At 70.3% G+C, this 26,620-nt stretch carries 28 protein-coding genes, 1 tRNA gene and 1 pseudogene; 18 read left to right on the top strand and 12 right to left on the bottom strand.

Translation table 11 applies throughout. The annotated features are described in order from the left end of the window. Positions 1-137: 137 nt before the first annotated feature. The 3 genes from lysA to OHU35_RS29090 form a co-directional block, all read right to left on the bottom strand. Positions 138-1,529 carry a diaminopimelate decarboxylase gene (gene lysA, locus OHU35_RS29100; protein ID WP_405507398.1) on the bottom strand — a complete coding sequence of 464 codons (1,392 nt, stop codon included), beginning with the start codon at positions 1,527-1,529 and terminating at the stop codon, positions 138-140. Positions 1,530-1,540: 11 nt separating this feature from the next. After that, entirely contained in the window at positions 1,541-2,617 is a 1,077-nt protein-coding gene (gene nrtL, locus OHU35_RS29095) for an ArgS-related anticodon-binding protein NrtL (RefSeq protein ID WP_405507397.1), read from the bottom strand. A 105-nt stretch (positions 2,618-2,722) separates the two neighbouring features. After that, positions 2,723-3,235, bottom strand: coding sequence for a response regulator (locus OHU35_RS29090; RefSeq protein ID WP_229872880.1), 513 nt, complete (start codon positions 3,233-3,235; stop codon positions 2,723-2,725). 116 nt (positions 3,236-3,351) lie between these two features. On the opposite strand from OHU35_RS29090, the gene OHU35_RS29085 reads away from it, so the two are divergent. Then, positions 3,352-3,423, top strand: a tRNA-Arg gene (locus OHU35_RS29085). Positions 3,424-3,654: 231 nt separating this feature from the next. Here OHU35_RS29085 and OHU35_RS29080 read toward each other — a convergent pair. Next, positions 3,655-4,683, bottom strand: coding sequence for a replication initiator (locus OHU35_RS29080; RefSeq protein ID WP_405507396.1), 1,029 nt, complete (start codon positions 4,681-4,683; stop codon positions 3,655-3,657). Positions 4,684-4,821: 138 nt separating this feature from the next. Here OHU35_RS29080 and OHU35_RS29075 point away from each other — a divergent pair, with 138 nt between their 5' ends. Beyond that, positions 4,822-5,289, top strand: coding sequence for a hypothetical protein (locus tag OHU35_RS29075; RefSeq protein ID WP_405507394.1), 468 nt, complete (start codon positions 4,822-4,824; stop codon positions 5,287-5,289). A gap of 127 nt (positions 5,290-5,416) precedes the next feature. On the opposite strand, the gene OHU35_RS29070 is transcribed toward OHU35_RS29075, so the two are convergent. Continuing rightward, entirely contained in the window at positions 5,417-5,683 is a 267-nt protein-coding gene (locus tag OHU35_RS29070; protein ID WP_405507392.1) for a hypothetical protein, read from the bottom strand. Further along, the gene (locus tag OHU35_RS29065; RefSeq protein ID WP_405507391.1) at positions 5,680-6,096 is read right to left on the bottom strand and encodes a helix-turn-helix domain-containing protein; all 417 of its coding nucleotides are present in this window, start codon (positions 6,094-6,096) and stop codon (positions 5,680-5,682) included. Before OHU35_RS29065 ends, OHU35_RS29070 begins: the two co-directional genes overlap by 4 nt. Before the next feature lie 455 nt (positions 6,097-6,551). Here OHU35_RS29065 and OHU35_RS29060 point away from each other — a divergent pair, with 455 nt between their 5' ends. Beyond that, the gene (locus OHU35_RS29060) at positions 6,552-7,109 is read left to right on the top strand and encodes a DUF3291 domain-containing protein (RefSeq protein ID WP_405507389.1); all 558 of its coding nucleotides are present in this window, start codon (positions 6,552-6,554) and stop codon (positions 7,107-7,109) included. Positions 7,110-7,382: 273 nt separating this feature from the next. On the opposite strand, the gene OHU35_RS29055 is transcribed toward OHU35_RS29060, so the two are convergent. Further along, a complete protein-coding gene (locus OHU35_RS29055) occupies positions 7,383-8,069 on the bottom strand; it encodes an AraC family transcriptional regulator (RefSeq protein WP_229872878.1) in 687 nt (228 codons plus the stop codon). A gap of 63 nt (positions 8,070-8,132) precedes the next feature. Here OHU35_RS29055 and OHU35_RS29050 point away from each other — a divergent pair, with 63 nt between their 5' ends. Beyond that, positions 8,133-8,936, top strand: a complete 804-nt coding sequence (locus OHU35_RS29050; RefSeq protein WP_405507387.1) for an NAD(P)H-binding protein — start codon at positions 8,133-8,135, stop codon at positions 8,934-8,936. 26 nt (positions 8,937-8,962) lie between these two features. Here OHU35_RS29050 and OHU35_RS29045 read toward each other — a convergent pair. After that, a pseudogene (locus tag OHU35_RS29045) lies at positions 8,963-9,127 on the bottom strand (IS5/IS1182 family transposase); the annotation flags it as partial. A gap of 203 nt (positions 9,128-9,330) precedes the next feature. Here OHU35_RS29045 and OHU35_RS29040 point away from each other — a divergent pair. Then, on the top strand, positions 9,331-9,828 hold the full coding sequence (locus tag OHU35_RS29040) for an Asp23/Gls24 family envelope stress response protein (RefSeq protein WP_189723209.1): 498 nt from the start codon (positions 9,331-9,333) through the stop codon (positions 9,826-9,828). Positions 9,829-9,954: 126 nt separating this feature from the next. Here OHU35_RS29040 and OHU35_RS29035 read toward each other — a convergent pair whose 3' ends face one another. After that, positions 9,955-10,992 (bottom strand): Ku protein, encoded by a 1,038-nt coding sequence (locus OHU35_RS29035; RefSeq protein WP_405509353.1) that lies wholly within the window; start codon positions 10,990-10,992, stop codon positions 9,955-9,957. 54 nt (positions 10,993-11,046) lie between these two features. Between OHU35_RS29035 and ligD the strand changes: the two genes are divergently transcribed. Continuing rightward, positions 11,047-11,928, top strand: a complete 882-nt coding sequence (gene ligD / locus OHU35_RS29030) for a non-homologous end-joining DNA ligase (RefSeq protein ID WP_405507385.1) — start codon at positions 11,047-11,049, stop codon at positions 11,926-11,928. 190 nt (positions 11,929-12,118) lie between these two features. Here the strand turns inward: ligD and OHU35_RS29025 are convergent, their stop codons facing one another. Next, positions 12,119-12,922 carry a nuclease-related domain-containing protein gene (locus OHU35_RS29025; RefSeq protein WP_405507384.1) on the bottom strand — a complete coding sequence of 268 codons (804 nt, stop codon included), beginning with the start codon at positions 12,920-12,922 and terminating at the stop codon, positions 12,119-12,121. 111 nt (positions 12,923-13,033) lie between these two features. On the opposite strand from OHU35_RS29025, the gene OHU35_RS29020 reads away from it, so the two are divergent. From OHU35_RS29020 to OHU35_RS28990, 7 genes are all read left to right on the top strand, one after another. Beyond that, on the top strand, positions 13,034-13,537 hold the full coding sequence (locus OHU35_RS29020) for a dual specificity protein phosphatase family protein (RefSeq protein WP_359886401.1): 504 nt from the start codon (positions 13,034-13,036) through the stop codon (positions 13,535-13,537). A gap of 162 nt (positions 13,538-13,699) precedes the next feature. Continuing rightward, the gene (locus OHU35_RS29015) at positions 13,700-14,452 is read left to right on the top strand and encodes a hypothetical protein (protein WP_189723206.1); all 753 of its coding nucleotides are present in this window, start codon (positions 13,700-13,702) and stop codon (positions 14,450-14,452) included. Further along, entirely contained in the window at positions 14,449-15,711 is a 1,263-nt protein-coding gene (locus OHU35_RS29010; RefSeq protein ID WP_189723205.1) for an ATP-binding protein, read from the top strand. The genes OHU35_RS29015 and OHU35_RS29010 overlap by 4 nt, the downstream gene beginning before the upstream one ends. A 108-nt stretch (positions 15,712-15,819) precedes the next feature. Continuing rightward, positions 15,820-16,221: an SH3 domain-containing protein gene (locus OHU35_RS29005; protein WP_189723204.1), complete on the top strand. Its 402-nt coding sequence runs from the start codon at positions 15,820-15,822 to the stop codon at positions 16,219-16,221. 52 nt (positions 16,222-16,273) lie between these two features. Next, entirely contained in the window at positions 16,274-17,638 is a 1,365-nt protein-coding gene (locus tag OHU35_RS29000; RefSeq protein WP_189723203.1) for an FtsW/RodA/SpoVE family cell cycle protein, read from the top strand. Then, the gene (locus OHU35_RS28995) at positions 17,635-19,113 is read left to right on the top strand and encodes a penicillin-binding transpeptidase domain-containing protein (RefSeq protein ID WP_405507380.1); all 1,479 of its coding nucleotides are present in this window, start codon (positions 17,635-17,637) and stop codon (positions 19,111-19,113) included. The genes OHU35_RS29000 and OHU35_RS28995 overlap by 4 nt, the downstream gene beginning before the upstream one ends. 44 nt (positions 19,114-19,157) lie before the next feature. Then, the gene (locus tag OHU35_RS28990; RefSeq protein ID WP_359886408.1) at positions 19,158-19,664 is read left to right on the top strand and encodes a DUF3291 domain-containing protein; all 507 of its coding nucleotides are present in this window, start codon (positions 19,158-19,160) and stop codon (positions 19,662-19,664) included. A gap of 10 nt (positions 19,665-19,674) precedes the next feature. Here the strand turns inward: OHU35_RS28990 and OHU35_RS28985 are convergent, their stop codons facing one another. Next, positions 19,675-20,787, bottom strand: coding sequence for a ferritin-like domain-containing protein (locus tag OHU35_RS28985; protein WP_405507378.1), 1,113 nt, complete (start codon positions 20,785-20,787; stop codon positions 19,675-19,677). Positions 20,788-20,909: 122 nt separating this feature from the next. Here OHU35_RS28985 and OHU35_RS28980 point away from each other — a divergent pair, with 122 nt between their 5' ends. The 5 genes from OHU35_RS28980 to OHU35_RS28960 all read left to right on the top strand — a co-directional run bounded on the left by OHU35_RS28980 (position 20,910) and on the right by OHU35_RS28960 (position 25,387). Further along, complete coding sequence (locus OHU35_RS28980) at positions 20,910-21,848, top strand: diiron oxygenase (protein ID WP_189723199.1); 939 nt, start codon at positions 20,910-20,912, stop codon at positions 21,846-21,848. 87 nt (positions 21,849-21,935) lie between these two features. Then, the gene (locus tag OHU35_RS28975; RefSeq protein WP_405507376.1) at positions 21,936-22,922 is read left to right on the top strand and encodes a hypothetical protein; all 987 of its coding nucleotides are present in this window, start codon (positions 21,936-21,938) and stop codon (positions 22,920-22,922) included. 236 nt (positions 22,923-23,158) lie between these two features. Then, a complete protein-coding gene (locus tag OHU35_RS28970) occupies positions 23,159-23,812 on the top strand; it encodes a TetR/AcrR family transcriptional regulator (protein ID WP_189723197.1) in 654 nt (217 codons plus the stop codon). 10 nt (positions 23,813-23,822) lie between these two features. Next, a complete protein-coding gene (locus tag OHU35_RS28965; protein ID WP_359886417.1) occupies positions 23,823-24,122 on the top strand; it encodes a hypothetical protein in 300 nt (99 codons plus the stop codon). A gap of 107 nt (positions 24,123-24,229) precedes the next feature. Continuing rightward, a complete protein-coding gene (locus tag OHU35_RS28960) occupies positions 24,230-25,387 on the top strand; it encodes an NlpC/P60 family protein (protein ID WP_405507375.1) in 1,158 nt (385 codons plus the stop codon). Here OHU35_RS28960 and OHU35_RS28955 read toward each other — a convergent pair. Beyond that, complete coding sequence (locus OHU35_RS28955; RefSeq protein WP_189723194.1) at positions 25,351-26,613, bottom strand: styrene monooxygenase/indole monooxygenase family protein; 1,263 nt, start codon at positions 26,611-26,613, stop codon at positions 25,351-25,353. The genes OHU35_RS28960 and OHU35_RS28955 overlap by 37 nt on opposite strands. Between the last annotated feature and the right edge of the window lie 7 nt (positions 26,614-26,620).

Here is a 26,620-nt window from a genome sequence, read left to right as displayed (position 1 = left end):
GTCTACGGTTTCACCAGTCTCACTCACCGGACGGGACTTTCTGCCCTTCGTCCGGATCGTGAGATATCTATTTCATTTGTACGGGGGTGGAAGACAGGAGATCTTCCACCCCTCCCTCGGTCCGGCGTCGGTCCGTCTCAGCCGACGTCGAGACGCAGCAGGTCCTCCTCGGTCTCCCGGCGGACGATCACCCGGGCCTCGCCGTCGTGCACGGTGACGACCGGCGGCCGCAGCACGTGGTTGTAGTTGCTGGCCATGGACCGGCAGTAGGCGCCCGTCGCCGGTACGGCGATGAGGTCACCCGGTGCCAGGTCGGCCGGCAGGAACGCGTCCTTGACCACGATGTCCCCGCTCTCGCAGTGCTTGCCGACGACGCGGGCGAGCATCGGCTCGGCGTCGGAGGTGCGGGAGACGAGCGCGACGCTGTACTCGGCGTCGTACAGCGCGGTGCGGATGTTGTCCGACATGCCGCCGTCGACGGAGACATACGTCCGCAGCCCGTCCAGGGGCTTGATGGTGCCGACCTCGTAGAGCGTGAAGGCGGTCGGGCCGACGATGGCGCGTCCCGGCTCGACGGAGATGCGCGGCGTGCGCAGCTTGGCGGCCTCGCACTCCCTCGTGACGATCTCGGTGAGCGCCTTGGCGATCTCGTGCGGCTCGCGCGGATCGTCGTCGCTGGTGTACGCGATACCGAGCCCGCCGCCGAGGTCGATCTCCGGCAGCTCGACGCCGTGCTCGTCGCGGACGTCCTTGAGCAGCGAGACGACCCGGTGGGCGGCGACCTCGAACCCTGACATGTCGAAGATCTGCGAGCCGATGTGGCTGTGGATGCCGACGAGCTCGAGCCCGTCGAGGTGCAGGGCACGGCGTACGGCCTCGGCGGCGTGCCCGCCGGCCAGCGGGATGCCGAACTTCTGGTCCTCGTGGGCCGTGGCGATGAACTCGTGGGTGTGGGCCTCGACGCCGACGGTGATGCGGATCAGGGCCTTCTGCCGCTTTCCGAGGCTCTGCGCGATGTGGGCGACTCGGGCGATCTCCTGGAAGGAGTCGAGCACGATGTGGCCCACGCCGGCCTCGACGGCCCTGGTGATCTCGTCGACGGACTTGTTGTTGCCGTGGAAGGCGATGCGGTCGGCGGGCATGCCGGCGGAGAGGGCGGTGGCCAGCTCGCCGCCGGAGCAGACGTCGACGTTCAGGCCTTCCTCGTGCAGCCAGCGCACGACGGTACGGGAGAGAAACGCCTTGCCCGCGTAGAAGACGTCGGCGTCGGTCCCGAAGGCGGTGCGCCAGGCACGCGCGCGGGCCCGGAAGTCGGCCTCGTCGAGGACGTAGGCGGGGGTGCCGAACTCCTCGGCGAGCTCCGTGACGGCGATACCGCCGACGGTGACGACACCGTCCTCGCCCCGCGTGACGGTCTCGGCCCACACCTTGGGGTCCAGGGCGTTGAGGTCGGTGGGCGGGGCGGAGTAGTGGCCCTCGGGATAGACATCGGCGTGACGGGGCCCGGCGGGGTGTGCGGAACGGCTCATGTTCGTGTCTTTCAGAGGTGATCGGGTGCTTCGATGCCGAGCAGGGACAGGCCGCCGGCCAGCACCGTCCCGGCGGCTTCGGCGAGCGCGAGCCGGGCACGGTGGGCGGCCGAGGGTTTCTCCCCGCCGAGGGGCAGCACGGCGGGGAGCAGCGGCAGCGTGGCGTCGGCGACGGTGACGAGGTGCCGGGCCAGGCGGTCGGGGGTGTGGTCGGTGGCGGCGGCCGTGAGGATACGGGGGTGATCGCCGAGTACGGCGACCAGCGCTTCCGCTCCGCTGACGGGGCCGGGCTCGGGCCGGAAGCCGAGGTCGTCGGCGTTGCGCAGCAGGGCCCGGGTGCGGGCGTGGGCGTACCGGACGCGGAAGAGGGGGTTGGTCTCCCGCTGGACCAGATGATCGCCGGTGATCCTGGGCCGGTCGTGCGCGGCGGGGTACAGCAGGGCCCAGCGGGCGGCGTCCCGGCCGAGAGGGAGGGGGTCGGCGGGAGTGGGGACGGGGATGGGGATGGGACGGATGGTGACGTCCGCGCCATCGGGGCCCATGCCCTCGGTGTCCACACCCTTGGTGTCCACGCCCTTGGTGTCCACGCCCAGGACGGATTCCCACTCCGGCGCGGGCCGGCCGTCGTACGTGATGCGGACGGAGTCGCCCTGGCTGCGCAGCAGTCGGGCCGTGGCATCCGCGACCACGGCGGCACGGACCTCTGCCGGGCACTGGAGCTGGACGAGGTTCCCGCCGGCCCCCGCGGCGTGGCCGTACCGCCGACCGCGCCGCAGGATCTCTTCGACGAGCGCGGCGGACGCGGCGCCTTCCAGGCTGAGGTTGAGGAACCCGGCCCCGGTGACGACGACGTCGGTGATGCGGCGGTCGTCGAGGAGCCGCACCCGCAGGATCTCGGCCACGCGCCGGGGCGGCTGCTCCGCCGCACGGGCCAACTGGAGGGCGATGTTGGTGGCGTAGTCACCGCACCCCCCCGGTCCCGGCGGCGTGACCACGGCGCGCTCCGGCACGGTCACGCTGAGCTCACCCTGGTCGACAGCGCGACGCACGGCGTGCAGCACGGTGCGGGAGAGCTCGACGGGGGTCACGGGCACAAGCGTATGGGAGGAGGGGGGTGGGTATGCGAGCCGGTTTAGGGAGGGTCCGGGATGTGGACGCGGCGTCCCTCAGGAGGCCGAGCGGCTGCCCGTCTCCTACGGTACGGCCGGCTGATCGACCGTCTGCGCCTGGGCGGCATCGCCCCCGACATCGGGACCACCACCGCCCTGCCTTTCCCGACGCCGCGCCCGCTCCATCAACTGCCGCACCATCCCGACCAGTTCGGCGGGCTCGAAGGGTTTGGCGAGGAAGGCGTCGACGCCGACCTCGAGCCCGGCCTCGACCTCGTGCTGGGTGCAGGCACTGATGATGGCGAGGGGCAGGTCACGGGTCAGCGGATCGGTCCGCAGCCGAGCGGCGGTCCTGATCCCGTCCAGCCGGGGCATGACGACGTCGAGGGTCACGACATCGGGCCGCACTTGATGAACGACATCAAGACACTCGGCACCATCGGCCGCGGTCACGACCTCCAGCCCCTCCAGCTCGAGGTTGACCCTGATCAACTGCCGGATGACCTTGTTGTCGTCCACAACAAGCACCCGACCCGACGCGCCTGGCACAACTCGAGAGTAGGTCGGCCTCCGCCACCGCGTCCGGGTTTTCCCCACTTCCACCCCGCACGGGCGACCCACACACCCGCCCTCGACAGCGGAAACCCGTTGATGACCACCCTGAGGGAGCTGGTAGTGTTCTACCCGTCGCCGCGAGCAATCGCGACCGATACGCCCCCGTAGCTCAGGGGATAGAGCAACGGCCTCCGGAGCCGTGTGCGCAGGTTCGAATCCTGCCGGGGGCACTTCGCATAAGGTGCCCAAAGACCCCGCCATCAGCGCTTTCGCTGAGACGGGGTCTTCGCGTATGTGCAGGCGTGTGCCGGTCGGAGCGGCTGTATGTCGGGTGCCGTGGACTATCCGTGGACTGGCTACAGGGTAGGAATCCGCAGGTCAGGCCCGGAAAACGCCGAGGCCCGGACCTTAGTCCAGGGGCCATGATGCCGCAGGTGCGCGTGTCGAAGGTGTGTCGAGGATCAGCTCCCGTCGCCGGGCTCGTCCTCCCGGCCGTCGTCCTCACCGAGGAGCTCGGCGATCCGACGGATGGCGATGTCCTGGCGGCCGTCGAGGCACTTCGCGTACCGGCTCAGCAGCACTTCGACGCTGTTGCCCGCGCGCTCCGCGACCTCGGTGGGGTCGACGCCGGCATTAAGCCAGGAAGAGAGCGCAGCGTGCCTCAGGTCATACGGCCGAGCGGCCAACGGTGAGGCCACCTGTTCCGGCGTGAGCGCCAGGTGCCGAGCCTCGTCCCACACGCGCCAGTACGTAGTGGAGGCGACCACTCCCCCGCATTCGTTAGCGAACAGCCGCCCGTCGTACTTGGAGGTGTACGCCGCTACGGCTCGCTCGATCAGCTCCTGGCCGTCGTCGAAGTCGGCGGAGCGGATCGTTCGGGCGTCGAGTTGTCGGCCGAAGACGAAGCTGGGACTCCGGCCGTCAACCTCCAGTCCCTCGATGCTCGCGGCGGTGGCGGCAGCTCGGATGGCATCGGTGAGCAGCTCGGCTGTGGCCCAGTCCGGAGGTGAGGTATCACCTCCCTCTGGCCCATCGAGGCGTATGACGGCGTGGAAGTGGACAGCACCGCGCTTCTGGTACTCGGCCACCTTCGTGAAGGAGACCCGGGCATGGTGCCGGAATTCCCGCTGCGTGAGTCCGGCGCGCTTGGCGACCTCCCGGCGGAGGTAGATCGCAGCAGCGCCGCCACAGGGCACCGGCGTGCGCGTTCCAGAGAACGGGGCTTCGTAGTCGTAGGTGTCCGGGTTGAGGGGCGTACCCAGCGTGGGGTCCTGCTCGTCGTGGCGAACGCCGCAGCGGCAGTCCCGGCCGCCCGTGGAGAAGCCGCAGCGCGGCGCCGTGCAGGCGACGGTGCCCCTCTTCCATGAGCGGGGATGCGGCAGGGGCGGCGGCCGGTGAGGATAAGTAATGTGCATGTGAATCCGAGCCGGGTGAGATCTTCCGCAGCTAGGCGCGCTCGACCGGGTCAACGAGCGCGTCAGCTGACTCACAGGTCGATAAGACTTTCCGCAGCTTCGGCCGAACGCGCTACACAGAGAGCTACATGGCTTTCGTCGTGGGGAACAATGTTGTCCGCCCTTGCTGCCGCTCTCGGTCTGGTGTTCTCAGGAATTGTTGCCTGGTCTAGCGTGACCACCACACGCCAACAAATTGAGCAGGAACGCCGCTCCCAAGCCAGCCAGGTGAGCTTCTGGAGCCAGCCGGGTGGACTTCGAGGGGAAGAATCAGGCACCGAAGACGTCACAATTATTTCCAATCGATCCGTTGACGTCATAACTCAAGTGGATATGCTCTTCCGCGTACCACCGTTCGACGGAGATGAAAAACGCTACGCCGCGCTGGGCATTGAAGAGATACCGCCCTGCACGCGCATCACATTCCCCGATCGTCTACTTGGAAATCTAATCCGAGAAATGGAATATAACCTAAGCGGCGCAACCAGGCCTAAGGGAATCCAATTCTATGACTCAAACGGAATGCACTGGGTTCGAGAAGAGACACTCGAATCAAGGAAAGTTGATACAGACGCGGTCGGCCCATGGTCCAATTACACTCCAGAAGTGAAAATTGAACCTGCCCGTTATTGCGACGTCTGAGCCTAAGTGGTCGGCGCCGTAAATCCTTCGGGGGTTGTTCACGCTGCCGGTGCGAGAGAGGGTTCTTCGTGGTGATCGGCGGTGTGCCGGTCGAGCCTGCCCAGCAGATCGTCCAGGTCGGAGGTGGTCAACCTCCACTGGAACGGCTGTGCCGTGGCGTTGTAGCGGTGCTCATGACCTGGGTAGCCAGGTTCATGAACGGGACGATGCCGGTGCGTTCATCGGTGCGGCCGAACACCTTCGCGGCGTGGACGTCGTAGGCGGCGAGGTAGGCCAGGGCACCGCCGCGTCCGTAGGTGTGATTGACGCGCATCGCCCTGGCCTTGCCGGGGGCGAGGGTGGGGTGGCAGCGGCACCGGGCCTGGATGGAGGTCTTCTCGTCCGCGCTGGTCACGTACTCGTCATCGCCGAGCTTTTTGCCTGCCGGGTGCGGGCGTACAGGTCCAGCACCCAGGCGGCCTTCAGCCGGAAGCCGGGGCTGGTGATGAGGATCCAGGAGCGCTGCTGCCAGGGCTTGAGCGTCCCGGGCCAGCCAGCGACGCACGGTCGACGCCGACATGAACGGGCGATACCCCGCCGGGCGGCCTCGCGGGCAAGTTCCGGGCACGACCAGCGTGAGAGCGGTACTTCACTCTCGGCAGGCAGCCGGCAGGCCAGCGCCTTGACCTCGGCGGCCTGCAGCGGTGTGAACGAGGCGGGACGGCCGCAGCGTTGACGGTCTTTGAGCCCGGGCAGGCCAGCCTGGGCGAACCCGCCACGCCAGCGGCGCACGGTGTCCAAATGCAGCCCGTCTCCCGGGCGATGCATGCGTTGGAGCTTCCACGCGCGGCGTGCGGCACCACCTGTGCACGTACCCGCAGCCGGTGCTCGGTCTTGTGGCCGTAGGCCATCTTCTTCAACCGCACGCGTTCGGCGGAACTCGGGGCTATCGGACGGGGGGTGCGGACGGGCATGGCGGGCGAACCGATCGGCCGAGTGGATCACTGGTACCCCGCCAGCCTGCCCCACCCCTCGTCACCGCCCCAGCCCCCGCAATGACCAGTGCAAGAGGCCACTTGGACAGGGAAAACGCAACTTCGACATGGCCCGCAGAGGCAGCTACCTTCACCTGGTCTTCGGCGATCGCCCACGGTCGCGCAGGAGTTCCTTCAGGCTGAGCCACCCGCGACGGGATGAGTTGGTCATGCCCCACGAACCCTCGCCCCCATGTGTGAGCCACCGCACCGGGTCCACGCCAGGCAGCCCCAACCAGGGAGAGACGCATGCCCCATCTTGCTCTGTACACATTCGGCGTCCTGAAGTCACCTCTCGCCGATCCCGCGCCTCTCACGCGCGAGTTCTACGACAGTGGTGAGGCCGTCTACCGGAAGATCAGTCAGCACCCCGGGTACCTCGCGCGTGCTGAAGCGGCAGACGGTGACCGGGGCATGCTTTTCGAGGCGGACTGGGGTGTATGGGGAAAGTTCGCCGTACCGACCTGGTACGGCAAGGGCCATACGGTGGAAACCACCGCCCTGGCCGCGACACTCTCACTCTGGACCGACCTGCGCCCCGCCTTCGACGCCGTCTACACCGGTCTGCACCGTGAGGCGCTGAACAGGCGTTACGACTGGTTCGAGAGGACAGAACACCCGAATTACGTGTGCTGGTGGGTCTCCGACGGCGTGATACCCACCTGGCAGGACGGGGTTTCCAGGCTGGAACACCTCCACGACCACGGCTCCGCGCCGCACGCCTTCACCTTCCAGCACTCATTCGCCCCGGACGGAACTCCGACCAGGATCAAAGGCATCGGGCCGAAGAGCGACCAGGTTCGCTGACAAGGAAGCCTGAACGACTGGGTTCGCTGTCAAACGCCTCGAGGGAATGACGGCAAGCAGATGCTTCTGCGCTATCGGCGGATCCGCCGGTACCTGGGGCTTAGCCCTCTATCTCGCGAGCATCGATGAGTACCAAGACGCCATCCTGCCCACCAGCGGCTTCGCCGGCACCCCCGAAGACGCCCTCGACTGCGCCTGCGGCCTCTACCTCACCTACCCCAGCATCTGACCCCGCATCACACACAACACAGGCTCCAGCGTCGGTCTTGGAACTCAGGCAGTGCACGGAGTCGCGGCCGGGCGCCGCCCTGCGGTGAACGCGGCGGGCGGGACACCCATGAAGTGGCGGAACTCTGCCGTCATGTGGGACTGGTCGTAGTAACCCGCCGTCGTGGCGATGTCCGACCACCCGCCGGCATCGGCCGCGAGCACGGTGCGAACGCGGTCGATGCGTGCGAAGTGCTTGGGGGACAAGCCGGTGCCGGCGGTGAACAAGGTGTGCAGGCGGCGCTCACTGATGTGCAACCGGGCCGCGGTCGTGGCGACAGTGGCGCCGACCAGTAGGTGAGCCGCCTCTTCGAGCCGCTCCGACGGCTCCGGCCAATCGGCCAATGCTTCTTCGAGAGCGGTGATCGGATCGGCGGCGAGCTGGTCGATGTCCAGGCCCGGTAGTGCGCGGAGCGGCAGAGCCCGGTCGGCGATATCACGCAGCGGACGGCCGAGGAGGGCTTGGGCACGACCCGGCCGCATGCGAACCCGCACGCACGCATGGCCGGGCGCGCCGACGTGATAGGCGGCCCGGGTGCGGGGACCCAGGACGATCAGCTCACGCTTGTCGCTGCGCAGGAGGAGTGTGGTGGCGTGATCGGGCACGTCGACCGCCGCCGAACCAGATGCCGTAGCGACATCGATTCCGGCCACCCAACGCAGAAGGGCAGGCGGCACGTTGAGAGAGCTCACGCGGCCCACGATAGTGCCGAAACTTCCTATCACGCGGTGTGAGAGCGATGCGATCGTCGGGACATGATCCTTGTTACCGGTGCCACCGGCACCATCGGTAGTCACGTCGTGCGTCTGCTCACTGAGCGGGGCGTGCCGTTTCGGGCGATGTCCCGCCGCGAGCGGCCCGGAGGGGTGCGGGCCGACTTCGACGACCCGGCCTCGCTGGCGCGCGCGGTGGCCGACGTCGACACGGTCTTCCTCGTCACCGTGCCCCCTGTGCCGACCGCGGACCACGACATCGCCCTGGTCACGGCCGCGCGCGCGGCGGGCGTCCGCAAGGTCGTCAAGCTGTCCGCCATCGGCAGCGGCGAGCGGTTCGACGGGGCGACCGTTGGCGCGTGGCACCTCGCCGCGGAGGAGGCGATCGAGGCCAGCGGACTCGTGTGGACGATGCTCCGCCCGCCGAGCTTCGCCTCGAACTTCTTGTGGTATCGAGCGCTGATCCAGGCGGGAGAGCCGATCCCGAACCTGGTCGGCGACTCCCGGCAGGCCATCGTCGACCCGAGGGACGTGGCCGCGGTCGCCGTCGCCGCCATGACCAGCGATGCGCACGACGGGCAGCGGTACGACCTGACCGGGCCGGAGCTGCTGACGTTCGCAGACCAGGCGGCGATTCTGGAGCGCGTGCTGGAACGGCCGGTCAAGATTGCCGACACGAATGCGCTCGACCAGTTGCCGGCGGGGATGGTCACCGGCATCGGCTGGGCGCGCGCCGGCTGTGCGGCCTACGTCACCGACCACGTGTCGCGGGCGCTCGGCCGGCCGGCGGGCACGTTCGAGCAGTGGGCACGCGACCACCGGGAGACATTCGCGGCAGTGCCGTAACCCACCGCCGCCGACGGCCACCAGGCTCTCGGGCAAGAGCGTGCGAGTCGCTGGAAGGCGTTCTGCCAGGCGTGCGTGCGTTCCAGGTGCCAGCGCCCGGTGGCCTGGACGGGATCCTCCTCGTCCCTCTATGCGATCCGGCCGCGCCATCCGCGTTCGCCGAGGGTGATACGGGTCTTGCCCGAGTCGTGCGACCGCCGTCCCTTCCCTGCCTACGTGTGAGGGGCGTGTGAGCCAGGCAGGATCCAGCGGCCCAAACGGCTCATGCGCAGGTCAGTGCCATAGTCGCCGCGCGGGATATTTGGGCCACTTTCGCCCCATACCCACCATTGCTCTACCGTAGAGAGGAACGACGCTGCTCATACCCCCGCACCGAGTCATCGAGGTGACGGTCATGACGGAGACCACACAGCGCAGAAACACCGCTCCCGGCACCAGGACGGGAAAGCAGGACGGGGCCACCGCACCGCAGGGCGGCAGAGGGAGCGGCACTTCCTCTGACACCCGTGGAAGCACCGCGATCGCGGACCCGGTCGTGGCGAAGATCGCGGGCATGGCCGCCCGGGAGATTCCGGAGGTTCACAACCTCGGTGGAGGGATGACCAGGGCCTTCGGCGCCGTGCGCCAGCGGGTGCCGGGCGGAGGCGGTGGGGTCACCCAGGGGGTGAAGGTGGAGGTCGGCGAGCGCCAGGCCGCCGTTGATCTCGACCTCGTCGTCGAGTACGGCGCCGCCATCACCGACACCGCGTCGGATGTCAGGACCAACGTCGTCAACGCGGTGGAGCGGATGACCGGCCTGGAGGTCGTCGAGGTCAACATCGCCGTCGACGACGTACATCTGCCGGACGAGGAGGACGAGTCCGAGCAGGGGGAGCAGCGGCGCGTGACCTGAGAGAGCCCGGCTCCTCCTGGTTCAGTTCCTTTCCGGGGCGCCGCGAGTGTGGTGCCCCGCGAACTGCAGCAAGCTGCAGCAAGCTCGCCATGCCATGCGATCCCGCCCGGCCGGGAGCGGCGCGGGTCAGGCCGTGCGCTTGCGTGACGTCGACTTCTTCGCCGTCGTCTTCTTCGCGGTGCTCTTCGCCGCGGTCTTCTTCGTGCCCTGGCCCGACTGTCCCGACTTCGCCGTGGACTTCTTGGCCGCTGCCGTCTTCTTGGCCGCCGTCTTCTTCGCCGTCGACGTCGACTTCTTGCCGCCGGTCTGCTTGGGGGCCGCGCGGGCCGTTTTGCGTGGCGGGAGCGGCTTGACCTCGGCGTGGTCGTCGGCCTCCTCGCCGCGGGACTCGCGGGCCGCGCGGACGCTGTTCTCCAGGGCCGCCATCAGGTCCAGGACCTTGCCGCCCGTCGCCGGTTCCGGGGCCTGGCGCGGGGTCTCGCCGGCGGCCTTCGCGGCGATGACCTCCTCCACCGCCTCGCGGTACTCATCGCGCAGATCCTCCAGGTCGACCTCGCCCAGGGTGTCCATCAGGGCGTCCGCCAGGTCCAGTTCCTGGTCGCGGACGGTGACGTTCGTGTCGGGGGCCACGCCCTCGGGGGCGCGGACCTCGTCCGGCCACAGCAGACCGTGCATCGCGATGGCCTCGCCGACCACCCGGAGCATGCCCAGGCGTTCCCGGCCGCGCAGGGCGAACTTCGCGATCGCCACCTTGTTGCTGCGCTTCAGCGCCTCCCGCAGCAGGGTGTACGGCTTCGCCGCCGGGGCGCCGCTCGCCTGCAGGTAGTACGCGGCGTCCATCTGGAGGGGATCGATCCGGTCGCCCGGGACGAAGGCGACGATCTCGATCGTCTTGGCCGTGGGGAGGGGCAGGCTGGACAGGTCCTCCTCGGTGATCGGGATGATCGTGCCGTCCGCGTCCTCGTAGCCCTTGCCGATCTCCCCCTGGGTGACCTCGCGGTCCTCAAGTTCGCAGAACTTGCGGTAGCGGATGCGGCCGCCGTCCTCGGTGTGGATCTGGCGGAAGGAGATCGAGTGGCTCTCGGTGGCGTTCACCAGCTTGATCGGGATGCTGACGAGCCCGAACGAGATGGCGCCGTTCCAGATGGATCTCACGTGCAGCACCCTTCCGGTCACTCTCAGGAGTGTTCGTCCTGGTTCGCGTGGGATTCTTATCGTATGGCGCCTATCACAGTGGTGGAGGGGCGACGGCTCGCGCTCAGCAATCTGGAGAAGGTGCTGTATCCCGCCACCGGCTTCACCAAGGGCGAGGTGCTGCACTACTACGCGACCGTCGCCGAGGTCCTGCTGCCCCATCTGCGCGATCGCGCGGTGTCCTTCCTGCGGTATCCGGACGGGCCGGACGGGCAGGTCTTCTTCACGAAGAACGTGCCGCCGGGTACGCCCGAGTGGGTCACCACCGCCGAGGTGCCGCGGGTCGAGGGGCCCTCGCGGATGGTCCTGGTGCAGGACCTGCCGAGCCTGATGTGGGCGGCCAACCTCGTGACCGAGTTCCACACCCACCAGTGGCTCGTCGACACCCCGGACGAGGCCGACCGGATCGTCTTCGACCTCGATCCAGGGGCGCCCGCGAGCATCGTGCAGTGCTGCGAGGTCGCGCTGTGGCTGCGGGAACGGCTCGCGGACGACGGCATCGAGGCCTACGCCAAGACCTCCGGCTCGAAGGGCCTGCATCTGCTCGCCGCGGTGCGCGGGGCCTCCTCCGAACAGGTGTCCGAGTATGCCAAGGAGCTGGCGGTCGAGGCGGAGAAGGCCATGCCCCGTCTGGCCCTCCACCGGATGACCCGGAGTCTGCGCCCCGGGAAGGTCTTCGTCGACTGGAGCCAGAACGCCGCGCGCAAGACCACGGCGACCCCCTACACCCTCCGGGCCCGCCCCGAGCCGACCGTCTCGGCCCCGGTGACCTGGGAGGAGATCGAGCGGTGCGAGGCGCCTGCCCGGCTGGACTTCGACGCGCGGGACCTCGCACCACGGGTGCGGGACCACGGCGATCTGCTGGCTCCGCTGCTGGATGCGGAGCGGGCCGGGTCGCTGCCGTAGGCGTCCGGTCGGCCGACCAGGACGCTCGGTGCCGGGCGTGCGGGAGCCCGAGCCCCCTGGGCGCCGGGGCGCGTGGCCAGGACGGATGTCCCGGGCGGTTCGGTGGCGCCCCGTGCCGCGTGCCGGTGTCGGTCTCCGTGCGAGGTCGCGCCGGGTCAGGACGCCCGCGACCTCGCGGCCCGCGGCACCCTCACACCCTCGCCCAGGTGTTCCGGTCCCGGGCCATCGCGTGCAGGGCCTCCACGTCCGCCGGTTTCAGGACGGCGCCCTGGCCCGCCAGGCTCTGGACATCCGTGTCCGTCAGGATCCGGAGCTCGCGGGGCGGGGCCGGGACCGAAATCGTCGTGGGGCCCATCAGGGCGAGTACGGGGCGGACCTCCGCCGTCAGGGCGTAGGAGGCGCGGTCGGCGTCGGTGCGGACGCGGCGGAGCAGGGGGTACGGGTCGCGGCGGCCCAGGGTGACCATGGGGTCGGAGACCGTCACGCGGTGCTTGCGCGCGTACAGGGTGTGCACGGCGTACAGCCCGCCGGGGCCGATCAGCAGATGGTGGATGCGGCTGCCGCCGGGGAGCGGTACGGAGTGCAGGGCGTGCCAGCCCGCGCCGTCCAGGGCGTCCAGGGCGTCCCCGACCGTCTGCTCGGCCGTCAGGGCCCGGCGGCGCGGGTCGGGGCGGAGCCGGTGGGCCGGGCCGGGGTCGCGGTCGAGGGCGACGACGAGGGCCTCGCCGGGGCGGTTGGGGGCCAGGTCGTCGTCGGGGTGGAGCGCCAGACGGGCGAGTTCGGCGGGGGTCGGCACCGGGGGCGGCCCCACCGTCACCGGGCCGGTGATGAAGGGCCCGAGGGCCCGGAGCACGTCGTCCTCGCGGTCCGCGCCGAGCAGGTTGACCCGGGCTGCCTCACGGTCGTACCAGGCGATGTTCCTGCCGTCCGGGAGGCAGACGTACAGCCGTTCCTGGCCGTGTCGCCGGGTCGGTATGACGCGCAGTCCGTCCATGCACCATCACCCCCGACCATGGGAACAGGCGGGGTGCTGCGGGGGCAAGAACCCGGTTACCTTTGAGAGGAGTTGGGCAGGCCCCCGGGCGGTGATGGTGGGGAGGCTTTGTTGCGTACCCGCAGGAAACCCGATGTGCCGGCTCCGGAGAGCCCGTGGAGCGAGGTGGTCCCCGGACTGTGGATGGGCGGCCACGAGTTCACGGGCACCCTGGGCCATCCGGAGTTCGCCGTCGTACGGGACGAGTTCGACCTCGTGCAGACGCTGCTGCGGCTGCCCGGACACGGCCCCGATCCGGGCGTCCGGCACCACGTCTGGCCCATTCCCGACGGGCCGCTCGACGGGACGCAGCTCGCCGGGGTGATCCGATTGGCGGAGGCGGCGTGCGAGGCGCTGGACGAGGGCCGCAGGATCCTCGTTCGCTGTTACCACGGGTACAACCGCTCCGGCCTCGTCGTCGCGCACGCGTTGATGCGCCGGGGCCACTCCGCCGAGACGGCGATCCGGCTGATCCGGGACCGCCGCTCGCCCTGGGCGCTGCACAATGAGCTGTTCGTCGAGTACCTGCGGGCCGGGCTGACCACAGCCCGGCTGCTGGAGGAACTCACGGAGTAGCACTGCACGGAACCAGCACGGCACAGAACCAGCACAGCACCCGGCCGGTGCGGCGGCAAACGGGCTCCCTCGCGCGCAAATGGGACTTCCCCACGAATAAGGTGTACCGGGCCGACGGGTCGTGCCCGAGCCGCGTGATCACCCTCGAACCGCAGGAGTGCAGTGCCCCTCAGCCGTCCCGGAGGCCTTCTCGGAAGCCGACCCGGTCAAGCCGCCCGCCGCGCCGTCGTCGTCGCCCTCCTGCTGGCGGCCGCCGCGGGCTGCGGGGACGCCGGAGGGCTCGAGGGTGCCGGGTCGACGCCGACGGCGGTCGGTCCGGCCCGGCTCTGGCCGGAGCAGACACCCGCGTCCAGCCCGGCCTTCGAGATCGGTGAGGTGAACACCGAGGTGGTCAAGGGCGTCAAGGTCCCCGCCGGCGACGACATCCGCGGCGTGGACCCGGTCGGGGTCGTCCGGGCCGAGATCGCCGCGAGCCCGGGCGACTACGACGGCGGCAAGGCGCCCTACCGCGACACGGCCGGCCGGATGACCGGCTGCGGCAAGGGCCCCGGGCACGGAAGATGCCCGGTCCTCAAGCCGTACTACCGGGACCTGACCGGCGACGGGCGCGACGATCTGACGCTGGGCTTCCGGCTGCTGCCCGGCAAGACGACCGCGGTGCGCGTCTACACCGTGGAGAAGCACCGGCTCGTGCAGGTGATGTCGTGGGAGGACGCGCTGAGCGGCGTGGAACTGGCCGGGCGTTCCCTGGTCATCCGCTCGCCTTCCGAGGTGGCGGGCTACGAGTACCGCCTCCAGTGGACCTGGGACCGGGACCAGCGGGCCATGCTCCTCACCCACGACGAGATGCTGCGCACCGGCCCGCGGAAGCACTCCCGCCACCCGTCCGCGTCCCCCTCGGCGAGCGCCGGATGAGACCCACGCTCCCCCAGTGGTCGGGGACGCTCGCCGTGAAGGCCGCCGCCTTCATCACGGTGATGTGCTGCGCGCTCGCCGCGCTGCTCGGCGTCCTGGTGCATGTGCAGGTGACCGACCAGACCGTCGGCCAGGCCCGCGACCAGGCGTTGCAGCGACTGGAGCAGGCGACGGAGCGGTACGAGGCCGGGGACCCCCTGCGGCGGGGCGCCGCGATGGATCCCCCGGAGCTGCCCCGGCAGCTGCGGGACCTCGCGGTGGCCGGCGACCGGGGCACGATGGTGGCCGACCGCGAGGGGCGCCCCACGATGTGGGCGGCGGGGCCGGCCGACGGCGGGGCCCTGGCCGTGGCGGTCGACTACTCGCAGCAGGCGCGCACCATCGCGGGCCTGGACCGGGCGATCCTGTGGTCGTCGGGCCTGGCGATCGGGGCGACGCTGCTGGTCGGCGCGTTCGCGGTGACGCGGGTGACGCGGCGGCTGCACACCACGGCGCGGGTGGCCCGGCGGATCAGCGCGGGCGACCTGGACGCGCGCGTGAACGACCCCCGTACGGCCCCGCGAACGGACCCGCCCGCCAAGGTCGCGGCGCGCCCGCAGGACGAGGTGGCCGCGGTCGCCGCCGCGCTGGACTCCATGGCGTCGTCGTTGCAGGGCAAGCTGCTGGCCGAGCAGCGGTTCACGGCGGACGTGGCCCATGAGCTGCGCACGCCGCTGACCGGGCTGCACGCGGCGGCCGAACTGCTGCCGCCGGGCCGCCCGACGGAGCTGGTGCGGGACCGGGTCGCGGCACTGCGCACCCTCACCGAGGACCTGCTGGAGATCTCCCGGCTGGACACCGGGCGGGAGCGGCTGGAGCTGGACACGGAGCGGCTGGGGCCGTTGGCCGAGCGGGCGGTGCGGGCAGCGGGCAGCGGCACGGAGGTCAGGGTCGTACGGGATGTGTCCGTGGAGACGGACCGGCGGCGGCTGGAGCGGGTGCTCGGGAATCTCGTGGCGAACGCGCACAAGCACGGCCGGGGGCCGGTGGTGGTGACCGTGGACGGGCCGGTGGTGACGGTTCGCGATCACGGGGACGGTTTTCCGGAGTACCTGGTGGCGCACGGTCCGCAGCGGTTCCGTACGGAGGGCGGGACCAGGGGGCACGGGCTGGGGCTGACCATCGCGCTGGGGCAGGCCGAGGTGCTGGGTGCGCGGCTGGGGTTCGCGAACGCGCCGGACGGCGGGGCGGTGGCGACCCTGGTACTGGCGGTGGAGTGAGCGCCCGGGCCTCCTATGGCCCACTGTGACGGGCGGGGCCCGGAGGGCGCTCCTAATGTGGCGATTAGTCAGCTTCGGTCTTCTCGCCCCCACATGGAGGTACTCCCCATGTCTCTGCGCTCCCGCCTCTCCATAGCCACCGCCGCCGCACTCCTCGCCGCCGCTGCCGCCGTCACGCCCGCCGTCGCGGACGACGAGTGGGACACGACGGGTGACACCACGATGGGCGCCGGCACGATGGGCGGCGACGGACACCACCGCCCCGACGACCACCGGCGCTTCTCCCGGGGCATCGTCACGGCGAACACGCTGGCGCTGCGCAGCGCCCCGAACCGCGGCTCGCGGATCATCCGGTTCGCCCACCGGGGCGACATCGTCAAGATCTTCTGCAAGGCCCCCGGCCAGACCGTGCAGGGCAACCCGCTCTGGTACCTCCTCGCGGACGGCACCTGGGCCTGGGGCGCGGCGCGCTTCATCGACAACATCGGCCCCGCGCCACGCTGGTGCTGACACTCGGTCACCCAAACACACACAAGACGCACCGTTTGGGTAAGTTCCGGACATGAGCAAGGCCGGAATCACCGTGGCGACGGCGGACCCGCCCGCGCCCGCCGTCCGCCCCCTCCCCCGCCGCCGTGGCATCGAGCTCGCCCTCATCGTCCTGGCCGTACTGCTGTCCGTGTACGGCTACTGCGACGTGGGCCTCGCCCAGCACGGCACCCTCCCGCCCGGTGCCGCCGGATACGGCGCCGGGCTCGGCGTGCTCGCGCTGCTGGCGCATTTGGCGGTGCGGCTGCGGGCCCCCCACGCCGACCCCCTCCTGCTGCCCATCGGCGTGCTGCTCAACGGGCTCGGCCTGGTGCTCATCTACCGGCTCGACCTGGAGACCCCGGGCGACCGGGCGGCACCGGCCCAACTGGTGTGGTCGACGCTGGGCGTGACGCTGTTCATCCTGGTCGTCCTGCTCCTGCGCGACCACCGGGTGCTCCAGCGCTACACCTACGTCTGTGTCGTCGCCGTGCTCGTCCTGCTCACCCTGCCGATCCTGTTCCCGGCGGTGAACGGGGCCCGCATCTGGATCCGCGTCGCCGGGTTCTCGATCCAGCCGGGCGAGTTCGCGAAGGTGCTGCTGGCGGTGTTCTTCGCCGCGTACCTGGCCGCGAACCGCAACGCCCTCGCGTACACCGGCCGCCGCATCTGGAAGTTCCAGTTCCCCACCGGCCGGGTGCTCGGCCCGATCGTCGCCGTCTGGCTGGTGAGCGTCGGCGTGCTGATCCTGGAGCGGGACCTCGGTACGTCGCTGCTCTTCTTCGGCCTGTTCGTCGTCCTCCTCTACGTCGCCACGGGCCGCACCGGCTGGATCGCCGTGGGGCTGCTGCTGGCGGCGCTGGGCGCGGTCGCCGTCGGACGCCTCGAGCCGCATGTGCACAGCAGGATCGAGACGTGGCTTCACCCGTTCGCCTCGGTCGACGCGGGTGAGGGCCCGAACCAGCTCGCCCAGTCCCTGTTCGCCTTCGCGGAGGGCGGCTTCCTCGGCACGGGCCTCGGTCTCGGCCACTCGGTCCTCATCGGCTTCGCCGTGAAATCGGACTTCATCCTGGCCACGGCGGGCGAGGAACTGGGCCTGGCGGGCCTGTCGGCCATCTTCGTCCTGTACGGCCTGCTGGTGGAGCGCGGCTACCGGGCGGGCCTCGCGCTGCGCGAGCCCTTCGGCCGGCTGCTCGCGGTGGGCCTCGCCTCGCTGGTGGCGCTCCAGGTGTTCGTGATCGCGGGCGGGGTGACCGGCCTGATCCCGCTGACCGGCATGGCGATGCCGTTCCTGGCGCAGGGCGGCTCGTCGGTGGTCACCAACTGGGCGATCGTGGCGCTGCTGGTCCGGGTGAGCGACTCGGCCCGGCGGCAGCACGACGGGCAGGAGACCCCATGACGCGGCACATCCGGCACGCCGGCCTCTTCTGCGCACTGCTGCTGGTGGCCCTGCTGCTGAACGCCGCCCGCGTCCAGGTCGTCCAGGCCCCGGCATACGACGGCCACCCCGCCAACCGCCGCCCGGAGATCGCCCGTTACGAGGGGCCGCGCGGGGACATCCTGGTCGGCGGCCGGCCCGTCACCGGCTCGCAGGACACCCGCGAGCACCTGCGCTACGAGCGGACCTACGCCGACGGACCGGTGTACGCGCCGGTCACCGGCTTCGCCTCCCAGCTGTACGGGACGACGCTCCTGGAGCACACCGAGGACGGCGTCCTGTCCGGCTCGCACCCGATGCTCGCGCCGTTCCCGCTGTGGAACGACTTCACGCGTGCGCGCAACGCCGGCGGGGACGTCGTGACCACGCTCGCCCCGGCGGCGCAACGGGCGGCGTACCGGGGACTCGCCGGCCGCAAGGGCGCGGTGGCGGCCCTGGAGCCGTCGACCGGCCGGATCCTGGCCCTGGTGTCCGCCCCGTCCTACGACCCCCAGCCGCTGTCCGGGAACGGAGCGACGGCGGCCCGGGCCTGGAAGCGGCTGAACGCCGACCGGGACCGGCCGATGCTCAACCGGGCGGTACGGCAGACGTATCCGCCGGGTTCGACCTTCAAGATCGTCACCTTGGCCGCCGCGCTGGACGCCGGCCTGGTCACGGACCTCGACGAGCCGACCGACTCCCCCGACCCCTACCGGCTGCCCAGTACGAGGACACGTCTGTCGAACGATTCGAAGGGCTGCGCGGACGCCTCCGTGCGCGAGGCGTTCGTCTTCTCCTGCAACACGGTGTTCGCCCAGCTCGGCGTGGAGGTGGGCGTTCCGGGCATGACGGCCGCGGCCCGGGCCTTCGGATTCAACGACACAGCGCTCAGGATCCCCTTCGCGGTGGCGCGGTCCACCTTCGACACCTCGCTCGACCAGGCACAGCTCGCGCTGTCGTCGATCGGCCAGTACAACACCCGCGCCACCCCGCTGCAGATGGCGATGGTGGCGGCGGCCGTGGCGAACGGCGGACAGATGCGGGAGCCCTACCTGGTGGAGCGCACGACCCGGCCGGGCGGCAGCACCCTCGCGACCGCCGGCTCGCGCGCGATCCGCCAGGCGATGTCCCCCGCGACCGCCGCCCGGCTGCGCGGGCTGATGCGGGGCGTGGTCAAGAGCGGCACCGGACGCAACGCCGCGATCCGCGGTGCCAAGGTCGGCGGCAAGACCGGCACCGCCCAGCACGGCATCGGCAACTCCGGGACGCCGTACGCCTGGTTCGTCTCCTGGGCGCAGGGCGATCGCGATCTGCAGCCTCGGGTGGCGGTCGCGGTCGTCGTGGAGGACGCGGACGCGAACCGCGGGGACATCAGCGGGGGCGGCGACGCGGCGCCGATCGCGCGGGCGGTCATGGAGGCCGCACTGAAGTCCCGTGACCGGCTGCCCGGTTCCTGAGACGGCTCTACCGCGAGATCAGGGTCCCGACCTACCGTTCGGTCATGACTGCTGCCGCCGCCTTCGAACTCGCCCAGGTCAACATCGCCCGCCTCAAGGCCCCGCTGGACTCCCCGCAGTTGAAGGACTTCGTCGACGCCCTGGACCCCGTGAACGCGGACGCCGACGGCGCCGACGGTTTCGTGTGGCGGTTGCAGGACGACTCAGGCGACGCGACGAACGTGCCCGTCTTCGGTGACTCCTGGCTGATCATCAACATGTCGGTGTGGCGGGACACGGACGCGCTCACGGCGTACATGTACCAGGGCAGGCACCGGGAGATGCTCGCACGCCGCCGCGAGTGGTTCGAGCGGGTCCAGGAGGCGATGGTGACGATGTGGTGGGTCCCGGCAGGCCACCGCCCGACCGTGGCCGAGGCGGAGTCCCGCCTGCTCCACCTCCGCACCCACGGCCCGACCCCGTACGCCTTCACCCTGCGCACGTCGTACCCGCCCCAGGGGGCGACACCGCTGCTGGGCGAGGTGCCGGAGGGGCTGGGCTGCTCGGTCTAGCGGCGGTCGATCAGCCGTCGGGTCGCCGGCCGGCCTCGATCGCCCCCTCCACCTCCGCGACGCGCTCCCGCTCCTCCGCCGCGAAGCGCTCCGCGTCGAGCTTCTCGGCGATCTCCTCGTCCTGGGCCATCAGCAGGTCGAGGCTGGAGTCGCCCAGTTCCAGGACGCCCATGTCGACGTAGGCCTGCTGGAGGCGTTTGCCCCACAGGCCGATGTCCTTGACGCAGGGGACGATGCGGCTGAAGAGGAGCTTGCGGAACAGGGCGAGGAACTCGGACTGCTCACTGCAGGCTTCGGCCTCGGCCTTCGGGATGCCGAAGTTCTCCAGCACCTCCACGCCCCGCAGCCGGTCGCGCATGAGGTAGCAGCCCTCGATGACGAACTCCTCGCGTTCCCTCAGCTCGGCGTCGGTGAGCTGCTTGTAGTAGTCCCTGAGCGCCATCCGCCCGAAGGCCACGTGCCGGGCCTCGTCCTGCATGACGTACGCGAGGATCTGCTTCGGCAGGGGCTTGTCCGTCGTGTCCCTGATCATGCCGAAGGCGGCCAGCGCCAGGCCCTCGATCAGCACCTGCATGCCCAGGTAGGGCATGTCCCAGCGCGAGTCGCGCAGCGTGTCCCCCAGCAGGGACTGGAGATTGTCGTTGATCGGGTACAGCAGCCCGACCTTCTCGTGCAGGAACCGGCCGTAGATCTCGGCGTGCCGGGCCTCGTCCATGGTCTGGGTCGCGGAGTAGAACTTCGCATCCAGATCAGGGACGGACTCGACGATCCGCGCGGCGCAGATCATCGCGCCCTGCTCACCGTGCAGGAACTGGCTGAACTGCCAGGAGGCGTAGTGCAGGCGCAGTTCGCCCTTGTCCTTCTCCGTCAGCTTCGCCCAGTACTTGGTCCCGTAGAGGGACATCGCCTCGTCCGGGGTTCCGAGCGGATCGTACGGATCCACCTCCAGCTCCCAGTCGATCCGCCTCTGCCCGTCCCACTGCTTGTCCTTGCCCTTCTGATAGAGGGCCAGAAGGCGGTCACGGCCAGCGTCGTACTCCCAGTTGAAACGGGCCGCGCCGCTAGCCGGCACCTGCCACACGGACTCTTCCGGTTCCTCGGCGTACAGGTCGAAGGTCGGCATGCCCCGCAGGCTCCTACGTGGTAGACGCCGCGTCAACAAATCACGCACAGGGGATTGACGAGCTTGCTGACACGCAGTCTCATAAGGGAAACAGTGACGTGTGCACAACGAGGTGGGCAGCCATGACGACCCTGACGGAAGCCGACGCGCTCGACGGCCTGCGCGATGCCCTCGGCCTGCTCAAGGACCGGGAGCAGGTGGCCCAGCGGCTCCTCGACTCCTCCGCCAAGCACTCCTTCGACCCGGACAAGGAACTGGACTGGGACGCGCCCTTCGAGGAGGGCAAGTGGTTCTGGCCCCCGGAGCTGGTCTCGCTCTACGACACCCCGCTCTGGAAGCGCATGGGCGAGGAACAGCGGATCCTGCTCTCCCAGCACGAGGCGGCGGCCCTCGCCTCCCTGGGCATCTGGTTCGAGATCATCCTCATGCAGCTCCTCGTCCGCCACATCTACGACAAGGCCGCGACCAGCGCACACGTCCGCTACGCCCTCACGGAGATCGAGGACGAGTGCCGCCACTCCAAGATGTTCGCCCGCCTGATCTCCCACGGCGACACGCCCTGGTACCCGGTCAGCCGCGCGCACCAGCACCTGGGCCGCCTGTTCAAGACCATCTCCACCACGCCCGGCTCCTTCACCGCCACCCTCCTCGGCGAGGAGGTCCTCGACTGGATGCAGCGCCTCACGTTCCCCGACGAGCGGGTCCAGACCCTGGTCAGGGGCGTCACCCGCATCCACGTCGTGGAGGAGGCCCGCCACGTGCGCTACGCCCGCGAGGAACTCCGCCGCCAGATGGTGACGGCCCCGAAGTGGTCGCAGGAGTTCACCCGGGTCACCTCCGGCGAGTTCGCCCGGGTCTTCTCGGTGGCGTTCGTGAACCCGGACGTCTACACGAACGTTGGCCTGGACAAGCGCGAGGCCCTCGCCCAGGTCAAGGCCAGCGGCCACCGCCGGGAGGTCATGCAGAACGGCTCGAAGCGGCTGACGGACTTCCTCGACGACATCGGGGTGCTGCGCGGAGTGGGACGCCGGCTGTGGAAGTCCTCCGGTCTGCTGGCATAGACCCCGCCCGGGTCATGTCCATGCAGGGTGGCTACTGTCCTCTGTGACCCCGTCACTGTCAGTGGCCACGAAGGAGATCACTCCCGCATGTCCCCCCACATCCCCCACGCCCTGCGGACCGCCGCCGTCGGCGCCACCGCCACCCTCGCCCTGACCGCGTGCGGCAGCGAGTCCGCCGGCACCGACAAGGCGCCCGCCCCACAGGGCGTGGTCAGCAAGGCGACCGCCAAGAAGGTCGCCGACCGCTACGAAAAGGTCAACAACAAGGCCAACGCCACCCAGGACGAAAGGCTCCTCGCGACGGTCGAGGCCGGCCAGGTCTACGCGATGGACAAGGCCGTCTACACCCTCTTCGACACCTGGCCGAAGAAGGATCAGAAGGACTACGCCAAGCCCTTCTCCTACACGGACCGCACCTACGTGATCCCGAAGAAGGGCACGGGCGACTGGTTCGCCGTCCAGGCCAAGTCCAGCGCGAACACCGACGAAAGAGTGCTCCTGGTCTTCGACAAGGTGGACGGAACCTACAAGATGGTGCTGTCCCTGTGGGCCGCCGCAGAAGACATCCCCAAGCCGGCCCTCGACAAGAACGGTCTCGCCGAGGCCGTCGCCCCCGACACGAAGATCGGCGGGCTGGCCCCGTCCGGCATAGGCGCCGCCTACGCGGACTTCCTCGAAACCGGCGGCAAGAAGAAGGGCAAGGCCCTGACCTCCACCGCACCGGTCGAGAACGCCAGGAAGACCTATCAGCGAAGCAGCACCGAGGGCGCGGCCGAGGGCAAGGCCACCGAGAAGTTCTTCGCCAAGTCCCCCGCCGACCCGAGCGTCTACGCCCTGCGGACAGCCGACGGCGGCGTCGTCGCCCTGCTCCCGCTCGCCCACAAGCAGGAATCCCTGCTGAAGGAGTCCTACCGCTCCAACGCGGCACTCGTCCCCAATGACGAGCAGTCCGCCCTGGGCGCCACCAGGGGCGCCCTGATCACCGACACCTTCGAGGGCCAGGGCCTGGCCGAACTGACCCCGAAGGCCGCCCGCCTCACCAACGTCGACTTCCAGCACGTGGACGCGCGCTAGCGGGACGCACCCGCACCCGCCGGCTCACGCAAGGGGACGTGTCGGGGGGTGCCCGCCCGCAGCGGTTGGCGCGTCAACGAAGGGTTAGTCGGTACGCAACCCCATCGCGCCGTTCCGAGGACGGACACCCCCCGACACGTCCCCGACCCACCACCACCGCGCAGGCGCAACGCGCACCCCACCGAGACCGCACAGGCCGCCACAGGCCCCCGGACCCCCCGACTACGCTGCGAGTCATGACACCATCCGCCCCCACCCCCGCCTACCGGCGACTCAGCGTCGAGGAACGCCGCAGCCAGCTGCTCACCTCCGCGCTGTCGCTCTTCGCGCACCGCGCCCCGGAGGACGTCTCCCTGGACGACGTGGCGGAGGCGGCGGGGGTGTCGCGGCCCCTGGTCTACCGGTACTTCCCCGGCGGCAAGCAGCAGCTCTACGAGGCCGCCCTCCGCTCCGCCGCCGACGAGCTCCGGCACTGCTTCGACGAACCCCGCGAGGGCCCCCTCCTCCCCCGCCTGTCCCGCGCCCTGGACCGCTACCTCGCCTTCGTCGACCAGCACGACGCCGGCTTCAGCGCCCTCCTCCAGGGTGGCAGCGTCGTGGAGACCTCACGGACCACCGCCATCGTCGACGGCGTCCGCCGCGCCGCCGCCGAGCACATCGTCAGGCACCTGGAGGTCACCACCCCCGGCCCCCGCCTGCGCATGACCATCCGCATGTGGATCACCGCCGTGGAGGCCTCGTCGCTCATCTGGCTCGACGAGGACAAGCAGCCCCCCGCCGAGGACCTCCGCGACTGGCTCGTCGAGCAGTTCGTGGCCATGCTGTCGGTGACGGCCCGCCGTGACCCGCAGACCGACGCCCTGGTCCTGGCCCTCGCCGAGGATGTCTGACACTGATCCCGTGAAGAGCGAAGACACCCCCTTCGAGGGCGGCCCCATGGACGGCAGGGTCCTGCCCGTCCTGCTCGGCATCACCGGCCACCCGCCCAAGACGTACCGCATCCCCGTCCCGGACCCCGCCGGCGGCCCGCCCACGGTGCTCGTCTACCTCCGCGTGCCCCGCGGACAGGGCAGGGTCGGCCTGACCAACCGCTGGAAGTACGAGTACGCCCCCGAGGGCGCTCCGCCCCGGCGACTCACATGGCCCTGGTCGAAGCCACACGCCACGCCGCCCGGCAAGCGGGACGACGCCGACGGGTGACCCTGTTGCGCCGAACCGCGCAGGCTTACCGCACACACCACCCCCGCACCCCTCATCCTCACGATGTCCGGTGGCCGAAGGGCCGCCCCCGCATCGGAGGTGATGGCATGTCAGGAACCCTTCTGCGTCTGGCCTGTACGGCGGCGTTGGCAGCGACGACCGTCCTCGCTCCCACCCCTTCCAGCGCAGCCCCGGAACCCGACCCCGGACCACCCCCCGCCTCCCTCGCCTACCTCCTGACGGACCTTCAGACTCTCTACCGCAAGGCCGAACAGGCCACCGAGGCCTACAACGCCACCGAGGAGAAGCTGAAGAGGCAGCGCACCGAGACCGACCGCCTGAACCGCGCCCTCGCCCGCGCCCGGCTCTCCCTGCACGACAGCCGCAGCGCGGTCGGCCGTCTGGCCCGGCAGCAGTACCAGAGCAGCTCCGACCTCTCTCCGTACCTACGGCTGCTCCTGGCCCGCGATCCCCAGCACGCGATCGACCAGCGCCATGTGATCGGCCGGATCGCACGGGAGCGGGCCGACACCATCAACCGGCTGACCGGCGACGAGCGGAAGGCCGACGAGCTGGCCCGCAAGGCCCGCAAGGCGCTCGACGCGCAGCTCGCCCTCACCGAGCGGCGGAAGAAGGAACGAGACCAGGTCGTCAAACGGCTGCACGCCGTCGAGGACCTGCTCGCCACCCTCAGCCGCGACCAGCTCGCCGCCCTCTCCGAGTTCGAGGAGAACGGGATCACGAAGGCCCAGAGGACATTCATGGCGTCCGGCGCACTCAGCAGCGTCCGCAGACCATCAGCGGAGGGCGACCGAGCCCTGCGCTACGTCGTCCGGCAGCTCGGCAAGCCGTACGAGTGGGGTGCGGAGGGCCCGAAGTCCTACGACTGCTCGGGCCTGACCTCGCAGGCCTGGGCGGAGGCCGGGGCGCCCATCCCCCGGACCAGCCAGGAGCAGTGGAAGCGGCTGAAGCGGATCCCGCTCGCCGAGCTGCGCCCGGGGGACCTGGTCGTGTACTTCCCAGAGGCCACGCATGTGGCGCTGTACCTCGGCGACGGCATGGTCGTACAGGCCCCCCGCCCGGGCGCGAAGGTGAAGGTGTCACCGATCGCGGCCAACCCGCTCCTGGGGGCCGTACGCCCGGACCCGGCCGGGAAGCCCCTGCGGCGGTACGCGCCGCCGAAGCTCCCCAGGGGCGTTACGGACGGGTCGGACAAGGGCTACAACGGCTACGCCGCGCCAGCCCCGGACAGCTCGGCCAGGTAGGCCTGCGTCTTCTCCGGGTCGTAGAAGAAGTTCTCGAAGTCCGCCGGGTCGTTGAAGCCGTTGGCGAAGCGGTCGGCGGCCGGCTGGAGCTCGCCGGCGGCGCCGATCAGGTTCAGGATGTGCTCCGGCGGCGGCGCGAGCATCGCGTTGGTCCACTTGGTGACGTGCTGGGCGGTGTCCCAGTAGCGGTCGAAGGCGGACCGCATCCACTCCTCGTCGAACGGCTTGTCGCCGTGCTCGACGATCGAGGAGAGGTACGCGGCGGCGCACTTGGACGCCGAGTTGGAGCCCTGCCCGGTGATCGGGTCGTTCGCGACGACGACGTCCGCCACACCCAGCACGAGACCTCCGCCGGGGAGGCGGCCGATGGGGTTGCGGACGGTGGGGGCGTAACGGCCGGCCAGCGTGCCGCCCGCGTCGGTCAGCTCGACCTTGGTGGCCCGCGCGTACTCCCAGGGGACGTACCGCTCCATGAGTTCCAGGGTCAGGGAGAGGTGCTCCGCCGGGTCCTTGACGCCGCTGAAGGCGTCGAGCGGGCCGCCGGGTATGCCCTCCCAGAACAGGATGTCGGCACGGCCGGAGGTGGTCAGCGTAGGCATGACGAACAGTTCACCGACGCCCGGCACGAGGTTGCAGCGGACCGCTTCGGTGTCCGGGTGCTCGGGGCGCGGCCCCAGACCGTGGACGTACGACACGGCCAGCGCGCGCTGCGGCTCGCTGTAGGGGGAACGCTCCGCGTCCCGGCCGAACATCTGCACCAGCTCGCCCTTGCCGGCCGCGACCAGCACCAGGTCGTACGTGCGGGAGAAGTAGTCGAGGTCGCCGACGGCCGCGCCGTGGATGACGAGTTGCCCGCCGCGCTGCGCGAACGTCTCCATCCAGCCGGCCATCTTCACGCGCTGGTCGATCGACTGCGCGTACCCGTCGAGCCTGCCCAGCCAGTCGATCGCACGCGCCGCGGGACCCTCGGCCCAGGAGCCGGGGGCGGCGACCGAGACGCCGAGTCCCTGGATCTTCGGGGCCTGGGACTCCCAGAAGTTCAGCTGGAGATCGCGCTCGTGCTGCAGTGCCGTGTGGAACATGCACTGCGTCGACATGACTCGGCCGGTGCGGATCTCGTCCGCCGTCCGGTTGGACATCAGGGTGACCTCGTACCCCTGCGACTGGAGGCCGAGAGCGATCTGGAGCCCGGACTGACCGGCTCCGACGACGAGTATCTTCCGCATGCGGGGC

This window comes from Streptomyces purpurascens (genome assembly GCF_045040895.1).
Lineage (GTDB): Bacteria > Actinomycetota > Actinomycetes > Streptomycetales > Streptomycetaceae > Streptomyces > Streptomyces purpurascens.
This window is presented reverse-complemented; position numbering and strand designations above follow the sequence as displayed.